14 protein-coding genes are annotated in these 14,737 nt (G+C 41.9%); 9 read left to right on the top strand and 5 right to left on the bottom strand.

Annotation, left to right across the window (positions count from 1 at the left end):
* Positions 1-13 precede the first annotated feature (13 nt).
* Positions 14-370: a hypothetical protein gene (locus tag QUD85_RS03785; RefSeq protein WP_093327771.1), complete on the bottom strand. Its 357-nt coding sequence runs from the start codon at positions 368-370 to the stop codon at positions 14-16.
* A gap of 84 nt (positions 371-454) precedes the next feature.
* Here QUD85_RS03785 and QUD85_RS03780 point away from each other — a divergent pair, with 84 nt between their 5' ends.
* Together QUD85_RS03780 and QUD85_RS03775 are read left to right on the top strand one after the other, a co-directional pair.
* Positions 455-1,339: a DUF417 family protein gene (locus QUD85_RS03780; RefSeq protein WP_245732052.1), complete on the top strand. Its 885-nt coding sequence runs from the start codon at positions 455-457 to the stop codon at positions 1,337-1,339.
* Between the two features lie 27 nt (positions 1,340-1,366).
* Positions 1,367-2,149 carry a TatD family hydrolase gene (locus QUD85_RS03775; RefSeq protein ID WP_093327772.1) on the top strand — a complete coding sequence of 261 codons (783 nt, stop codon included), beginning with the start codon at positions 1,367-1,369 and terminating at the stop codon, positions 2,147-2,149.
* Here QUD85_RS03775 and QUD85_RS03770 read toward each other — a convergent pair.
* A complete protein-coding gene (locus QUD85_RS03770) occupies positions 2,146-2,745 on the bottom strand; it encodes an AhpA/YtjB family protein (RefSeq protein ID WP_093327774.1) in 600 nt (199 codons plus the stop codon). The two genes, QUD85_RS03775 and QUD85_RS03770, sit on opposite strands and share 4 nt — an antisense overlap.
* A gap of 81 nt (positions 2,746-2,826) precedes the next feature.
* Between QUD85_RS03770 and serB the strand changes: the two genes are divergently transcribed.
* Entirely contained in the window at positions 2,827-3,879 is a 1,053-nt protein-coding gene (gene serB / locus QUD85_RS03765) for a phosphoserine phosphatase SerB (protein WP_093327775.1), read from the top strand.
* Positions 3,880-3,883: 4 nt separating this feature from the next.
* On the opposite strand, the gene QUD85_RS03760 is transcribed toward serB, so the two are convergent.
* Complete coding sequence (locus QUD85_RS03760; protein WP_093327777.1) at positions 3,884-4,702, bottom strand: hypothetical protein; 819 nt, start codon at positions 4,700-4,702, stop codon at positions 3,884-3,886.
* A gap of 106 nt (positions 4,703-4,808) precedes the next feature.
* Here QUD85_RS03760 and QUD85_RS03755 point away from each other — a divergent pair, with 106 nt between their 5' ends.
* From QUD85_RS03755 to QUD85_RS03730, 6 genes are all read left to right on the top strand, one after another.
* Positions 4,809-5,090, top strand: a complete 282-nt coding sequence (locus QUD85_RS03755; RefSeq protein ID WP_093327778.1) for a hypothetical protein — start codon at positions 4,809-4,811, stop codon at positions 5,088-5,090.
* Between the two features lie 119 nt (positions 5,091-5,209).
* Positions 5,210-6,301, top strand: a complete 1,092-nt coding sequence (locus QUD85_RS03750; protein ID WP_093327780.1) for a DUF481 domain-containing protein — start codon at positions 5,210-5,212, stop codon at positions 6,299-6,301.
* Between the two features lie 116 nt (positions 6,302-6,417).
* Entirely contained in the window at positions 6,418-7,785 is a 1,368-nt protein-coding gene (gene radA / locus QUD85_RS03745) for a DNA repair protein RadA (RefSeq protein ID WP_093327781.1), read from the top strand.
* Between the two features lie 10 nt (positions 7,786-7,795).
* Positions 7,796-8,251 (top strand): hypothetical protein, encoded by a 456-nt coding sequence (locus QUD85_RS03740; RefSeq protein WP_093327783.1) that lies wholly within the window; start codon positions 7,796-7,798, stop codon positions 8,249-8,251.
* Positions 8,252-8,336: 85 nt separating this feature from the next.
* Entirely contained in the window at positions 8,337-10,370 is a 2,034-nt protein-coding gene (locus tag QUD85_RS03735) for a S9 family peptidase (RefSeq protein ID WP_093327784.1), read from the top strand.
* 357 nt (positions 10,371-10,727) lie between these two features.
* Positions 10,728-13,310, top strand: a complete 2,583-nt coding sequence (locus tag QUD85_RS03730) for a glycoside hydrolase family 2 TIM barrel-domain containing protein (protein ID WP_218139572.1) — start codon at positions 10,728-10,730, stop codon at positions 13,308-13,310.
* 276 nt (positions 13,311-13,586) lie between these two features.
* On the opposite strand, the gene rplS is transcribed toward QUD85_RS03730, so the two are convergent.
* Complete coding sequence (rplS, locus tag QUD85_RS03725) at positions 13,587-13,940, bottom strand: 50S ribosomal protein L19 (protein ID WP_093327786.1); 354 nt, start codon at positions 13,938-13,940, stop codon at positions 13,587-13,589.
* A 14-nt stretch (positions 13,941-13,954) separates the two neighbouring features.
* Positions 13,955-14,734, bottom strand: coding sequence for a tRNA (guanosine(37)-N1)-methyltransferase TrmD (gene trmD / locus QUD85_RS03720; RefSeq protein WP_093327788.1), 780 nt, complete (start codon positions 14,732-14,734; stop codon positions 13,955-13,957).
* Between the last annotated feature and the right edge of the window lie 3 nt (positions 14,735-14,737).

The raw sequence follows: 14,737 nt of genomic DNA, 5'->3' as shown, positions 1-14,737 counted from the left end.
GGCTTTTTTGTATTTACACCATCAGTTTCTGACGAATCAATTCAGCTTTTATACCGTTGGGTGTGCGCTGAAACGAGTGCGCTAGTTGGTCAACGTCTTGTCCCGCTCGAAAGCCGTCAGCAACATGTTGCCTGTCGCTATCTGTCCAACGTACACCTGCGTTTTTAGGTAAACCTTTTGCGGCATTTTGTTGCTGTTTTTGCTCAACCGTTTGTTTACTGTTTCGCGGTTGCACCAATTGTTGCGATGCATAAAACAAGGCGCGAATAACATTAGGATTATTGTATGGCGAATCTTGTGGAAAGACTTCACCGGTTGTAGGGTCTACCCCTTTAGCAAGGGTTTGAATGACTTTGATATGATTGTCCATAAATTGCTTCCTTTCTGAGTTAATATCCCACTAGCTTCCTGCTAGCTTTTTAACTGTAGCTCAATTCTAATAATTTGTTAGTAAATGAAAGCAAACTTCATTTTGCTAGGTCTGATGGCGAAAGAAAGTTATCAACCTACGTTTATTATGAAAAATACTGAAAAACTCGCGCTCCTTCTCATTACTTTATCCTGTGGTTTACTCGCACTGAGTATGGCGCTAATGGGCGCACACAATCACATTAATGTAGTGACTGCGTTTTACCACCTTGATACTTTATTGCCAGCCGAGCTATACAATGCCTTCGCGGTATTAACCTTGCTTACGCTAAGTTTAGTTGCCGCCTTTTCTATCAAAAAACAACATTTTGTACCAATTACAGCCATCAGCCTAATCGCTATTTCTGCAGTCCCATTGATCGCGCTTTTCAGCAGCAAGATGTGGATAGATAGCCTAGGCGGATTTCCTGCCATTGGCGGTGGTCAAGGTGTGATTAAATACTTCGCTTTGCTAGCAATTGGTCTCTACTTTTTACCAAAAACATGGTCAGCGAAACAACGCGCATTGATAGTAGCCTTCCCTTGCGTATTAGTATTTGCTTGGATTGGCGGTATGAAATTCACCTTACTTGAAGCGCAAGGTATCGAGCCGCTAATCAATACATCGCCACTTATGGCATGGATGTATCAAGTATGGGACGTACAAACCACTTCAAACCTAATTGGTGTGTTTGATCTTATTGCAGCGAGCTTACTTATCATCGCTATTTGGATGCCAAGGCTTGTTGTTCCAGCTATTGCGCTAAGTGCTAGCGTGTTTTTAACCACGCAAACTTTCCTATTTACATGGCCTAGCGCCCTTTCTAGTGACACCATACTAACCACTGGCGGACACTTTCTGATCAAAGATTTATGGTATATCGCTTGTCTATTGCTGTATTGGCAGAGTTTACGCAAGCAGGTAAGATAACCACAAAGCTTCCCTATTGTTAGGCTGATGAGATTTACCGATAGTCACTGTCATTTAGATTTTGAGCCACTTTATGAGCAGCTCACTACATTGCTAACGGAATGCGCAAAGCAGAATGTGATGCGCATTTTAGTGCCAGCCATTGGCCAGCAAAACTGGCAAAAAGTGCTGCAAGTAAAAAAACTGGGCAGTCAGGTTAACATTGATATTGCACTGGGTATGCACCCTTGGTTTTTAAAGGGGGTGAATGACGATACCTATCAACAGTTAGACGCTATTGTTGAACAAAACCATACGAGCCTTAGCGCGATTGGCGAATGTGGAATTGACGGCACCATTGCCGAGCAACACGATAATATGGCGGCCCAAATAACGGCATTTAACCATCAATTAGCGTTAGCAAAATCTTACGATTTGCCCGTAATCGTGCATCATCGCAAAAGCCACCAACAAGTAACCTCTCTGCTAAAACAAGCCCAACTATCAAAGGGAGGCATTGTTCACGCCTTTTCAGGCAGTTATCAGCAGGCAAAAGCCTATTTGGATATGGGATTTAAACTCGGAATTGGCGGCACAATTACTTATGAGCGAGCTAAAAAGACCATCAATACGGTATCTAAATTGCCTTTAGATGCCATGGTGTTGGAGACTGATGCGCCAGCTATGCCACTAAATGGTTTTCAAGGCGAGCCCAACTCACCGCTGATGATTCCACGTGTATTTGAAACGCTATGTCAATTGCGCTCAGAGTCGCCCGAATTATTGGCAAAGCATTTAGAAGATAATTATTCTGCGATTTTTGGCGATTAAGAGGCTCTAAAACCTTGGCGAGAGAATCGACTTGAGCCGCGCGTCAGCAAAAAGCCAACGATGCCAGCTAACAGTAATAAGATACGTTGCGTTTGATCTGTTTTGGCGTTTGCTTCATTTAACGATGCTTCAATTTGCTCTTTGTCGAGCGTAATTCGCATATATCCTTGATTTTTACCTGCTGGTACTTCAATAACAAACGGCGCATATTTGTCTTGCTCTGCTTCACCATATGGGCCAACACCATATAAGGATTTAATATCAATAGCGTCGCCACTTTGATGCATTAATTCACCGGTATGGCTATAGAAATGAATACTGCGAACAAACTCATTTTGCGCGGTAATATCTAGATAGGCTTTGAGCTTTTTAGCGTCTTTGCCATCGCTCAAAAGCGATACGGCATTAGCCGACTGCGCCAAAAAGGCTTGGCCCATGGCGTAGAAATGCTCAGTAATCGCCTCTTGGTTGTTGCGATAGCTATTTAGGCTGGTTACTAAAATGACAACAACCAACACAATCGCAATAGCTAATTGCATTATTTTATTATAAATCGGCGACTGTTTAGGGTATAAAGGCTTATCTGAAAAATTCATGCTCAACTTATAGCAGCGTTTGCTGGCTACACTATAAGGCGAATTACCCAAGAATTAAATAGTTTATTAAAAGGAAACCCCGTGTCCGTGCTTTGTTCGCAGTTAAGCTTTAACGATTTCGCTACTCAATCCCTTGAACAAACATTGCAGTTAAATGCCATTACAGCGCCTCTACCCTTTGAGCTTTCTGCACAAGGTATTATCTGCGCTACTCAATTGCTAAAACACGAAGATGCCTTTGCGTTTCCATTTACGAGTGAAGATGCCGAAAGTTCGATTGAGCTTGTGGTTTTTGCCTCTATAAGTTGGCAACAGTTAAACCAAATTGCACAGCAGTGCGCGATAACGCTGTTTGCAGTCAACGCTATTAATACCCTTTTAGATAAAACCAGTATTCGCTTTGCGATTGCTTGTGACAATATTAAAACTGCGCGCCAAACGCTTACCGCGATTATTGCAGAGCATCAGCTAGAAGCTGCAATTGTGGAAAATGTACCTGCTCTTTCGCAACCAGGTGTGTTAGTGATGGATATGGATTCAACCACGATAAAAATTGAATGTATCGACGAAATTGCAGCACTTGCGGGCGTTGGCGAAGAAGTTGCTAAAGTAACTGAACTTGCCATGCAAGGTGAGCTAGACTTTGCCCAAAGCCTACATCAACGTGTTGCGACATTAGCCGATGCGCCAGAGTCAATACTATCGCAAGTATGTGAACACTTACCTCTTATGGATGGGCTAGAACAGCTTATCGCTGAGTTAAAGCAGCATGGTTGGATAATTGCCATTGCATCGGGTGGCTTTACCTATTTTTCTGAACACTTAAAAGTGCAGTTAGGCTTAGATCAAACTTTTGCTAATACACTTGAGATTGTTGATGGCAAACTAACGGGTAAAGTACTAGGCGATGTGGTTGATGCGCAGGCAAAAGCCGATTCACTTGCTTTTTTAGCCAATAAACATGGTATTGCGCATGCGCAAACTGTTGCCATGGGTGATGGTGCTAACGATCTAACAATGATGGCTGCTGCTCAGTTTGGTGTTGCTTTTGAAGCAAAACCCATTGTGCAACAACAAGCCGACGCAAGTATTAACTTTCACGGGCTAGACTTGCTAGTTCATTGGTTAAAGTAAGCTTTTAAAAGGTAAAGGCCCACCCCAATTGTGGGCCTTGCTGTTTAAAGTCCGTCCGCTCAACAATATCGTCTTTTTTAACATCATTACCAATATGTAGGTAACGGTAACCAATCCAGATGTTATGAAGCTCGCCAAATCGATACATAGCGGTCACATTAAAGCCGTTATCACGATCACTTTCGCCAGCAATCTTAGTATCAAAACCCACTGACATGCCCCAATTGTCGCTAAACCAATGTCTATAGGTCATACCTACGAGCCAATCAAAATCATTGTCGTGCGCTATGTTTAAGTTTTTGCTTATGTTAATCAAGCCATCATCACTGCGTGGAGACACGTCTACATCTAATTTTGCATAGATTTGACGTACGCCGGTAAAAACTCGAAAACCTGGTAGCACTTCATAACCAGCTAAAAAATCATTGGCTGCCATATCGAGTTTAATATCATAGACATGCCCTGGCGAAATAATACCCCCTGTAATGGGGCCCGTAAGCCCTTCTGTCACTGACTCGCCTTTTACCCGCATAAAGTCAAGCCGCAAACTGTATAGCCACGGGCCTTTTTGAGCATATAGCTCGCCAATAATGCCCCAGTTGAGGTTTTCTAAAATGTCGTCAAACGGCACAGTCAAATCGACCCGCTCTAGTTCGCTGGTAATCGAGCCGTCGATTGAAGGTGCCCACACCATTGGAAAAGCTATAACATAATGCCATTCATCGCTTGTCTTTGTATCTGGGCCAATAACGTCTTTAGAAGCAATGCTAGGCGCCGCGCTTAGCAGCAACATTAAGAGAAAATAGATTCTTACCACATTCATCGTGCTACAAAATACCTCTCATTCTGATGCCATACATCAACGCACTACTTTCAGTTGGATTAAGCGCAGGGTTAGAAATCAACTGCACGTCAGCAGTCACTTCAAGATGATCAAAGGAGAAGTGTTAGGTATAGTGCAGCAAACTCAGGGCGGAAAGCTGCAAACTAGTGACCAAAGCTTATCAAGCGACTTTATTGCTCATTCCCCCTTTATTGTTTATCTAAAACTTGATTCAACCAGTATCCCTGAAGCGCTACAAAAACAAGTAAGTAATATACCCGCTGGGGCCTATGGTACGACCGTTATTTATACCAATGACTTAGGCTCGATACCTGAACTGCTACAAGCAATCATGTTGCGCATTGATACTTGGTTAAATTATTTGTAAAAATTTAGTTATATTAATATCTATTTTTTGTAAATTTACATTAATTATCGTAAGTTATATAAAACATCTATAGGCGAATATTGTTGTATCGCTCGTGCTAATGCATTAAAGGGGTAACAATGTTGAAATTCTCTAAATTTCTCGTAGCAACGTTTGTTGCTATCTCTCTGGTTTTGAGTGGCGCCGTGTTTGCACAAAATCAAACACCTGCACCTGTTGTAGATAATGAGTGGGATTGGCTAAAGCTCACGTCAAACGAATGGCTAAAAGGTGATTTGGTCGCCCTGTATGATGATAGTTTAGAGTTTGACAGTGATAACTTAGGACTATTATCGATTGATTGGGGTGATGTTGCCGAGCTCTATAGTAAAGACAGCCAAAGTATTCGCCTAACCGATGACCGTATTTTAGAGGGTCGTTTAGTATACAAAGATGGGCAGATAACAATCGGCGGGCAAGCCGTTGATGCCAGTATGTTAATCTCTATCGCTTCTGCCGCAGATGACGAATGGGGACTTTGGGATGGTAGTATTAGCTTTGGTTTAGATATTAAAGACGGTAACACCAAGCAACAAGATATCACTACAACAGCAGAAATTAAGCGACGTTCATCGTCTTCTCGTTTCCAAACCAATTATTTAGGTTCGCACAGTAAGTCGACTGATGTCACCACAGGTATAGAAACAACAACAGTCAACAGTGACCGTGTAAATTCTTTCTTTGATTTATTTATTAGTCAACGTTTGTTCTTTAGAGCAGCGGATTACGAGTACTTCTCAGATGAATTCCAAAACATCCATTCAAGAAACACATTAGGTATTGCGTTGGGTTATACGTTAGTTGACACGTCGGACATTACTCTTGAAATGGCGCTTGGTCCAAGTTATCAAATCACCAAATTTGATGTAGTTGCTGCTGGTGAAGAGGACGAAGAAGATTCTTACGTTGTTTCCTTTTCGACAACATTCGATTGGGAAATCGTTTCTGACGTAGATTACTTCTTTGATTACAACGTTAAGAAAGTAAGTGAAGAAGCTGGTAATTATTTGCACCACTTAGAAACAGGTATCGAGATTTCAGTGGTCAATGACTTAGACGTGAATTTCACCTACTACGTAGATAGAACAGATAATCCAAAAGCTGACGATACAGGCTTAGTGCCAGAGCAAAACGATACGCGTTTTGTGGTAAGTGTTAGCTACGACTTTTAATCTTATTTTTATTAATTTAAAGCCAGTCAATGACTGGCTTTTTTATGCTAATTTTCTTATCAAAACGAGGCGTTTTGATATAAGATTGGCAAACACCATTCAAACCAAAATATCTCATGGCAAAAGTTAAATCCTTATTTGTGTGCACCGACTGTGGCGCGGAATATTCGCGTTGGTTAGGGCAATGTACCGAATGCAAAGCGTGGAATACTATTTCGGAATTTCGCCAACCTAAAGCGCCAGTAGGCCGAGGTGGTAATTTTTCAGGTTTTGCCGGATTAACAGAAGCCAAAGTTCAAACGCTTGAAGAAATTGATTTAACTGATCTACCCCGCTTTTCGTCTGGTTTTAGCGAATTTGACCGAGTGCTTGGCGGCGGTATTGTGCCGGGTAGTGCCATACTCATTGGTGGAGAGCCTGGTGCGGGTAAAAGTACCTTACTTCTACAAACCATGTGTGCCCTCGCTGATAGCATGTCTGCGCTGTATGTCACTGGTGAAGAATCACTGCAACAAGTTGCCATGAGAGCCAACCGTTTAGGATTAAAAACAGACAAACTAAAAATGCTAAGTGAGACTAGCGTTGAGAATATTTGTCATATTGCAGAGCGAGAACAACCTAAAATCATGGTTATCGACTCGATTCAAGTTATGCATATGTCTGATATTCAGTCTGCTCCGGGCAGTGTATCGCAGGTAAGAGAGACAGCAGCCTTTTTAACGCGATTCGCTAAACTTCATCACGTTGCCATGATCATTGTCGGTCATGTCACTAAAGACGGTTCGCTTGCTGGTCCTAAAGTATTGGAGCACTGCATCGATTGTTCGATAATGCTTGAAGGGAGCACAGATTCTCGTTTTCGTACACTGCGCGGTAACAAAAACCGTTTTGGTGCGGTAAATGAGCTGGGTGTTTTTGGCATGACGGGAGCGGGGTTAAAAGAAGTTAAAAACCCATCAGCAATATTCCTCACACGAGGCGAAGAACAAACACCTGGTTCTGTGGTTATGGTTGTGTGGGAAGGGACAAGGCCATTGCTTGTAGAGATACAAGCGTTAGTAGATCACAGCGCGTTAGGAAACCCGCGAAGAGTAGTTGTAGGTGCTGAGCAAAATAGACTTGCTATGTTACTTGCTATACTTAATCGTCATGGTGGCCTGCAAATGAACGACCAAGATGTCTTCGTTAATGTGGTTGGCGGTGTAAAAGTTGCCGAAACCGGTATTGATTTAGCGTTAATACTTGCGCTGGTGTCGAGTTTTCGTGATCGCGCATTACCACAAGACTTAGTTGTATTTGGTGAAGTAGGTTTATCAGGTGAAATTCGTCCTGTACCAAGTGGACAAGAACGAATAAACGAAGCGGCAAAACATGGTTTTAAGAAAGCGATAGTGCCTTATACCAATGTGCCTAAAGACAGCGTCAAAGGTATGGAAGTGATTGGTATTAAGAAATTAAGCGAGGCGCTAGACGCAATACTGTAAGGAGTGGAATATGAAAAACATTCTACTAATTGTTGTTGTAATCGCGTTGACGTCATATTTCATTAATAAGGCTCGCGAATCTAGCGAGCAAGAGTCTGAGCAAGCTATTGCTAATAATGACAAATTGCTTTTGGAAGAAAAAAACAGACTAGCACTAGCGATCAAAAAGTTTACGCAGCAAGGCAGCACCCATGCAGCGCTTGCACAGCAAATACTTCAAAATCAGCAATTCAACCAATCACCTGAGTTGATGCAAAAGCCTCTGGCAGCAAATATCGAGGATGAGCGTAATCAACTTGCTTTTAAAATCAGCACTATCGATGTGCACGTACTACATTGCAGCAACAACTTTTGCATGCTCTCTGTTGATAACAAAGACAAACAGGTCGCACGTTCCGCATTATCTGAATATCGACTATTTGATGCGACAGTCTCACAAGAGTATCGCGCAATCTTTGTATTCTAGCGCAAATGCCCTACCCAACCATTTGAATTTAAGTCCAAATAACATAAAGTTAATTGTTAATAACTAAAGTACTTTGGACAAAAATATGTATAAGAAATTATTCATCTGGGCAGCGATTTCGCTCTTATTAATGACCAATATCGCCATTGCCAATAGCGGCAAAAAGGCGTTGCAGTATCAAGATTTGTTTGAGCTTGAGTATGTCTCCTCACCGATATTTGCTAATAATGGAAAAACGGTCATTTTTGAGCGTCGCAGTTTCGATGTAATGACCGACGCACCTCGTATCAACTTATGGCAAGTAGATATTGACGGCAGTAACGAACGTCCACTCGTATCAGGGGCATACAATGCATATATGCCAAAGCTATCCCCACAAGGAGACAGACTCGCATACATTAGCACGCAAGAAGGTGCGCCGCAGTTGTATGTGCGCTTTTTGGATACCGCGCAGACGGTGAGAGTAACCAATTTACAGAAGTCACCAAGCGCGATTTCATGGTCAAATGACGGTAAGCATATCGCCTTTATTATGTTTACTCCTGAAAAACCTGCCGTGCTGTTTACTGATATGCCTCAAAAACCAAAAGGGGCTGAGTGGGCTGGTAATGCGACGTTTATCGATGCAACAAACTATCGCTCTGACGGCGCTGGATTTTTGCCAGCTGGCTTCAATCAGATTTATGTTGTTCCTGCCAACGGTGGTAGCGCCAAACAAATAACAGCTCAACAAGGTAGTATTTCTGGCCCGCTTACGTGGTCTGCAAAAAATGATAGCCTTTATTTTGGCGGAAACTTAAATGAAGACTATGAATATCAACCACTAGAAGCCGATATATACAAGGTCAATGTAACTAGTTTAGATATAGCCAAAATCACCAATAACAAAGGACCAGACTTTGCCGCAACTATTAGTCCAAACGGTAAACTGATGGCAAGACTAAGCTTTGTTGATACTAAAATGAGTCATCAGAATGCTTACATTGTTGTTTCTGATCTCAATGGCAAAAATGAAAAGGTTTTGGCTAAACAGTTAGATCGCGGTATCAATAAAATTGTGTGGAACAGCAATAGTAAAGGCTTATATTTCTCACATGATGATCATGGCCAGAAAACCGTCAGTTATGTTTCGCTAAGCAATAAAATTAGCCCAACTAACATTACATTAGGCGGCCAATCTTTAGGTCGACCTTATACGTCAGGCGATTTTGCAGTTTCTCGTCAAAATGCCATTGCATATACGTTAGGTACCAGCGCGAAACCGGCTGACTTAGCGGTACTAACAAGTGGTAAACAGCGCACACTTACTGATTTTAACTCCGACTTATTAGCGGATAAATATGTCGCTAAAGTGGAAAAAGTTGTCGCTAAATCAAGTGTCGATAAACGTGAAATCGAAGCTTGGGTTGCTTACCCAGACGTTAAAAAAGGCGAAAAAGTACCCCTGATACTAGAGATTCATGGAGGCCCACACACAGCCTACGGCCCTAACTTTAGTAGCGAAGTACAAATGATGGTTGCTAAAGGCTACGCGGTTGTATGGGCAAACCCTAGAGGTTCAACATCGTATGGCGCAGAGTTTGCCAATTTGATTCATCACAATTACCCATCGCAAGATTACGATGATTTAATGGATATCGTCGATCAGGTTGTTGCTAAAGGTAATATTGATACTGACAATTTGTTTGTTACTGGTGGTTCGGGTGGTGGAGTACTTACCGCGTGGATCGTGGGTAAAACAGACCGTTTTAAGGCTGCCGTTGTTGCGAAGCCAGTGATCAACTGGTTAAGTTTCACACTGACAGCAGATGGCTATACATACTTCAGCCAGTATTGGATGCCTGGCAAACCTTGGGAGCATGTTGAGCACTTATGGAAACACTCGCCACTCTCTCTTGTTGGCAATGTTAAAACACCGACGATGTTACTCACTGGTGAAGTAGATTACCGTACGCCAATGAGCGAAACGGAGCAATACTACCAAGCTCTTAAGCTTAATCGAGTAGATACCGCTATGGTGCGCATTCCAAAAGCGTCACACGGTATTGCTGCGAAACCAAGTAACTTGATCCAAAAAATCGGCTATATCGTCGCTTGGTTCGACAAATACAAAAACTAACTCCCCCTTAAATTTGGGGTCAGAACATGTTCTGACCCCAGCTTATAATTTTCTATTTATACAAGTCTAATGTTTAGCTCTTTTACTAAGCCCAATTACATCACTAGCGCAACATTTCAAATATAATCATATAGTTAAGAATTAATTTCTTTACTTTTACAACCTAGAAAAAGCACTAAACCAACCTAGTTAGTTAACATTTGGGGTCAGAACATGTTCTGACCCCAAATGTTAAAGCAAGTGATTAAAAGTTTAGAAAATCTACTCCTACCGCCTAAATTGTTAACAATTAACTATTGATGATTTGTGTCGTAACCTGTAACGTTGACAATGAATTAAAATTACTGGGATGTTTTCGTGCGAACTAACATAATAAAACGAATGACTGGGCTCACCGCTATGCTGACCTTAACATTGTTGTGGGGTTGCAATAACAGCGAGCAAAACACTTCTGCTAAAGAAGTAACTGTAAATAAAGCGCCGCAGCAGCGCAGCATTAACTTTAATAAAGGTTGGAGCTTTCGCCTTATAGAAGAGAGCGATACGGTAAATTATAGTGCTGCAGATATTAAGGAAGACAATTGGCGTCAAGTTAACCTTCCGCATGACTGGAGTATAAAAGTACCCTTCAGCCAAGAATTTAATGGGGCAACAGCCTACCTTCCTGGCGGACTTGGCTGGTATAGAAAAACCTTCACCTCACGCTCAGAGCTCTCAGGCAAGAAAGTGCAATTATACTTTGATGGTGTGTATGCAAACGCCCAAGTATTTATCAATGGCACGAAAGTTGGTGAACGCATCAACGGTTACTCGCCATTTTTTGTAGACCTTACCAAACACCTTAACCCTGAAGGTGAAGAGAATATCGTCGCGGTCAAAGTTGACCACACTAATTATATAGACAGCCGCTGGTATACTGGTTCTGGAATCTATCGTGATGTAAATCTTGTAGTAACTGACAAGCTCCATATCCCAATTTGGGGCAACTTTGTAACAACCCCGTCGGTTTCCAAAGAAAAAGCACTGGTCAACGCGCAGGTAAGCGTAAACAATGAACATAATAGCGACAAATCACTCGTTGTGCGCTCTTCAATAACAGATCAATCGGGGCAGCTTGTCGCGCAGCAAGAAAAAACGGTTAGTTTAAAAGCAAACGCCAAAACAGTTATAGAGCAGACTTTAGATGTTACACAGCCAAAACTCTGGGATATTGATTCACCTAATCTGTATGTTTTAACCAATACATTAGTTGTCGATGGCAATCCAATTGACAGCACAACGACGAAGTTTGGTATTAGAGATTTCTTATTCGATAAAGACAAAGGTTTTTTCTTAAATGGTCGCAATTTAAAAATTAAAGGTGTGAATTTACATCATGATGCCGGACTTGTGGGAACTGCAGTTCCAGATGATGTTTGGCGTCGCAGATTATTGGCACTGAAAGATGCAGGGGTAAATGCAATTAGAACAGCGCACAACCCAGTATCAATCAATTTTCTCGATTTATGTGATGAGCTAGGTCTGCTCGTTCAAGCTGAAATTTTTGATGAATGGGATAACCCAAAGGATAAACGTCTTAATCAATGGGAACGACACAGCGATGATATAAGCCGTGGTTACGCTGAGCACTTCCAAGAAGAGGCAGAGCGAGACCTTAAAGACTCTATGCTGCGCGATAGAAACCACCCATCAATTTTTATGTGGAGTATTGGCAACGAAATAGAGTGGACCTACCCACGCTATAAGGCAGCAACAGGTTACTTTGATATGAATGCTGCCGGTAATTATTTTTACAACCCTCCATTCATAAGCCCTGAAGAAATTTATGAGCGCTTTCATACGAGTGAGGAAGGTAAATATGTACTTGCTGAAACCGCAAAAAAACTATCTAAATGGGTTAAGGAAATTGACACATCGCGTCCAATTACCGCTAATTTGATTCTTCCTTCTGTAAGCCATATTAGTGGTTATACGGATGCATTAGATGTGATTGGCTACAGCTATAGGCGCGTTATTTATGACTATGGTCATGAATTGTTCCCCGACAAACCAATTATGGGCAATGAAAACGTTGTACAGTGGCATGAATGGAAAGCTATCGAAGAGCGCGATTTCATTTCAGGTACATTCTTGTGGACAGGGATAGACTACTTGGGTGAAGCTCACAACGCCTGGCCAAGAAAAGCGACCCCGTCTGGTATGCTTGATACCGCTGGTTTTAAAAAGCCGTCTTACTATATGTTTAAAAGCCTATGGCAAGAAGAGCCTGTGCTTTATATCACCTCTCAAACTGAAGAAAAGTCGTTATACAAGTCAGTTCAAACGGATAACAGCTTAATTGTAGAAGAAAAAGAGCCGGGTAAATGGCAACAACGTGTATGGTTTTGGCAAGACGTAAATTCACATTGGAACTATCAAGAGAGTGAAATGGTCATCGTTGAAGTCCTAACCAATTGTGAGAATGTTGATTTGCTATTAAATGGCGATAGCTTGGGCTCTAAGCGCTTAAGTGACAATCCAGACCGTATCATCAAATGGGCATTGCCATACACTCAAGGAGAGTTAAAAGCCGTCGGATGTGGTAAACAGTACTTGGTTAATAGTGCAAGTAAGCCTGTATCTGCTCATATCCGCGTAGATAAAAACGCTATGGAGCCGAGTTTTAATGACGTTGCTCACATTGAATTGCAGTTAATCGACGAAAACGGTCATGCAGTGTCTCATGCTGAAGAGCAAATTCTATTTTCGCCATCTGAGAATATTGAATTGCTTGGTGTAGATAATGGTGATACCAGCGCTATGGATAGTTACAACAGCAACACGTTAACCACAGCTAAGGGTAAAGCGCTCGCTATTGTTCGAGCCAAAGACAGTAGCGAAGGTTTTGTTAATGTTTATCTAGCGGGCAAAAAGATCCAACGCATTTCATTTAACCAATAACCTATTTGGGGTCAGAACATGTTCTGACCCCAGCATTTCTACTTAACGTTCTTTCGTCTAATTTTTTGCTTCTTCCTCTATAACTAAAACTCCTATAGATTAATTTAATCAATTAAAACAGTTGGTTATTATTTATTTGGCGATACTTAATGACAGGTGTAGAGGAAATTATTGCAACATTTGGGGTCAGAACATGTTCTGACCCCAAATGTTTTAGGTATAAAAAAAAGCCCTGCAATTGCAGGGCTTTTTCGTAAAGTGCGTAAGTAACTATTATTACTTCTTAGCAAGCTTCTCTTTAATACGAGCAGCACGACCAGTACGCTCACGTAAGTAGTAAAGTTTAGCTTGACGAACATCACCGCGACGTTTGACTTCAATTGAGTCAACTAATGGGCTATGTGTCTGGAATACACGCTCAACACCTACACCGTTCGAGATTTTACGAACAGTGAAAGCTGAATGTAAGCCACGGCTCTTAACAGCGATAACAACACCTTCAAATGCTTGAAGACGTGACTTATCACCTTCTTTAACTTTTACTTGTACAACAACAGTGTCGCCTGGTGCGAATGCTGGTACATCTTTTTTCATTTGCTCTAATTCGAGCTCTTTAATAATGTTACTCATTTTATCACCTTATCCTAGGATTCACGGTCTGTTGGATACTCAAGCTTGATTGAATCAAGCATTTTTTCCTGCTCAGCCGTCAGAGCTAGGTCAGTTAAAAGTTCTGGTCTTCTGGTCCATGTCCTCAATAAGGACTGATACTGACGCCATTGTCTGATTTGCTCATGATTTCCGCTTAACAGAACCTTTGGTACAGACTCACCGTCTAACACTTCAGGTCTAGTGTAATGAGGACAATCTAATAAACCGTCAGAAAAAGAATCCTGTTCGGCCGATTGATTGTGTCCTAGTACACCTGGCACAAAACGCGCCACTGCATCAATCATATTCATGGCGGGTAATTCTCCGCCACTTAGCACATAATCCCCAACTGACCATTCTTCATCTACTTCCGAAATAATCAATCGTTCGTCGATACCTTCATATCGCCCAGCGATAAATATTAGCGTATCGTGCTGTGCTAATGTTTGCACACCAGACTGGTTTAGTTTCCGCCCTTGTGGCGACAAATAAATCACTTTAGCTTCACGCCCTGCTTCTAAAGCAGCTTGTTTGGCAGCAGCAATCGCATCACGTAAGGGTTGCACCATCATTAACATCCCAGGTCCGCCGCCATAAGGCCTATCGTCCACTGTACGATGTTTATCATGGGTAAAATCTCTTGGGTTCCAACGATGAAACTCAATAAGCCCATTACGTATTGCTCGGCTTGTCACCCCATACTCTGTGATGGCATCAAACATTTGCGGAAAAAGGCTTATCACCCCAATCCATAATGGTTTGTTTTCCGTCACGAG

Source organism: Thalassotalea agarivorans, from assembly GCF_030295955.1.
In the GTDB taxonomy this organism is placed as follows: domain Bacteria; phylum Pseudomonadota; class Gammaproteobacteria; order Enterobacterales; family Alteromonadaceae; genus Thalassotalea_D; species Thalassotalea_D agarivorans.
The sequence above is the reverse complement of the archived record's forward strand: the minus strand, read 5'-3'. Positions and strand labels throughout refer to the sequence as shown.